The organism is Promineifilum sp. (SeqCode), assembly GCF_041918635.1.
Taxonomy (GTDB): Bacteria; Chloroflexota; Anaerolineae; order Promineifilales; family Promineifilaceae; genus Promineifilum.
The window spans coordinates 1-2,130 of record NZ_JAYRVJ010000597.1 but is presented as its reverse complement, the minus strand read 5'-3'; the positions used below and the strand labels follow the sequence as shown (position 1 = coordinate 2,130).

Sequence of the window (2,130 nt, the reverse complement as noted above, 5' to 3'; positions counted from 1 at the left end):
GCCGGTTGGCGCATGAACGTCGGCACGCCGGCATAGGCCAGCAAGTGCCCGCCCAGGGCGGGGTTGCGCTCAGGCCGCATAGGACGGTTCCTTGCCGGCGGCCCACTTCTCCATTTCGCGCTCGACGTTTGTGCCCCAGTGGACGCCGCGGCCGAGCGTGGTCTGCTCGACGACCTCGAAGTCGCCGAAGTAGCGGCTCATGACGCGCTCCACGCGGCTCGCGTCATACGGCTTGCAGGAGAACACGTCGACGAACGCCTGGCCCAACTCGCTGTAGGTGTGGATGGCGGCGTGCGACTCGTATAGGATGATGACGCCGGAGTAGCCGGCGCGCTGTGGCTCGCCCGCCTCTTCGGTGACCATTGGCCCGGCCAGGACGTTCATGTCCAACTCGTGAACCAGGTCAACCAGGAACTTGTTGATGGTCTCGCCATCACCCAACGCCACGCGATTACGCACGTTGGCAACACGCATCATCAGATGCAGACCGTACACATCCTTCATGGGAACAATTCTCCTCGGAAGAGTGGGATATTAATCTGTCCGCTAACCTGGGGGGGATGGTTCCTTGCGTCGCGTGGACGGACTGTATTATGCAGATAATCCGCGAAATGTAAAGCCCATTAGTGGGGCATTTTCCGATATTTTAATGTTTGTCACGCATTAGTGGGGGTGGAAGGTTTGTAGTCAGGCAATTCATGGCCGTTCTTCCTGCCCCACGCTAAGAACGGCAATGAATTGCCTGACTACGAACGTATGCAGCCTGACAGGCTGCGCTACGACGCGCGGGGTCTTTCTTCGTGGAAGGCGTCAGCGTAATACCAGGCGATCAACCGCTCCTCCGCCCACGGCCGCAGGGCGTTCATGAGGGCGATGCCCGGCTCGGAAGCCAACCCGGCGGCCAGCGCGGCGCGGTCGGCGAAGTAGGCTTCGACCACCAGATGGAAGCGCGACTGACCGAGCGGCTGCCCTCCCACCCGGCTGATCTCCACCGCCGCCAGCCCCGGCAGTTTGTCCATCAGCGGCACGTGCGTGCCGCTGAAGAATTCCTCGAGCGCCGTCTCGTCATCGACGCGGTAGTAGAGGACGACGAATTTGTGCATAAGATAGGGGCTAGGGGCTAGGGGCTAGGGACTAGGGTTCTTGTTTGATCCCTAGTCGCTAGACCCTAGTCCCTATTTGCTCCAGACGGCTGCCAGCCGCCGTTTCAACTCCGCGCGGCGGGCGGCGTAGGTGGCCTCGTCAAGTTGGCCCGCTTCGCGAGCGTCGTCCAGGGCGGCGATGGCCCGCAGTAGGTCGTCGCGCTCGCCGCCGGCCGCCAGGGCCGGCTCCTCTTCCCACTCCTCATCGGCCCGCCGCCCCTGCCAGGCGCGCCACAGGAAGATGCCGCCCACCGCCGCCGCCAGCAGCGCGCCCAGGCCGATAGCCAGCTCGCGGGTCGGGTCGCGGTTGACGACCGCGCCGCCGGCCGCATCCGTCACCACGCTCGGCCGCCCCTCCAGTTCGATGGTGATCGTCTCGCCCGCGGGCACGCCAGGGCCGTTGTAGTTCAGGAACGTTTCCCCCTGGCCGAATGTCTGCGGCGCTTGCGCCACCCAGGGCGCGTTGGTCACCGACACGCCGGCGTCGGGCAGAATGATAGTGGTCGTCGCCGTCTCATAGAAGATGGGGTGGGCGAAGCTCATGCCGTCGCTGTAGGGCAGGGCGTAGCGCACCAGCAGCGTCAGCGCCCCCTCCCCCGGCCGCAGCGGCAGCGGGTCGGCCCAGCCGCGCGCCGTGGGCACAAAGTCGCTGGCCGGCAGGAAGGAGTCCATCGAGCCGAAGGAGCGCTGGAACTCTACGTTCTGCGCCCCCTCCGGCACGGCCACCTCGATCACGCCCTGGGCCGGATCGCCCGTCGCGCCGACGAAGACCGCGTTCTGATCGTTATTGATGATGTAGAGCTGGTTGACTTGCACCAGGTCGTCGGCGAACTCCAGCACCACGTGCAGTTGGGCGATGTTGACGGCGGCCGGGTCGCTGGTCTTCTCGTAGACGGTAATGGGCAGGTCTAGCTCGGTGCGGCTGCGGCTGAGTTGATCCGCGCCGCTGCTGAAGTTGAGGCCGTTGAGGGACGCGCCGGCGATGAAG

At 65.1% G+C, this 2,130-nt stretch carries 3 protein-coding genes; all 3 read right to left on the bottom strand.

Features of this window, described 5'->3' with window-relative positions; translation table 11 throughout:
* Positions 1–69: 69 nt before the first annotated feature.
* A complete protein-coding gene (gene speD, locus ACE3UY_RS17650) occupies positions 70–504 on the bottom strand; it encodes an S-adenosylmethionine decarboxylase (protein ID WP_374688802.1) in 435 nt (144 codons plus the stop codon).
* A 272-nt stretch (positions 505–776) separates the two neighbouring features.
* Positions 777–1,103: an EthD family reductase gene (locus ACE3UY_RS17645; RefSeq protein WP_374688801.1), complete on the bottom strand. Its 327-nt coding sequence runs from the start codon at positions 1,101–1,103 to the stop codon at positions 777–779.
* 72 nt (positions 1,104–1,175) lie between these two features.
* Positions 1,176–2,130 (bottom strand): hypothetical protein (locus tag ACE3UY_RS17640; RefSeq protein WP_374688800.1); only part of this gene is annotated, 955 nt, incomplete at its 5' end.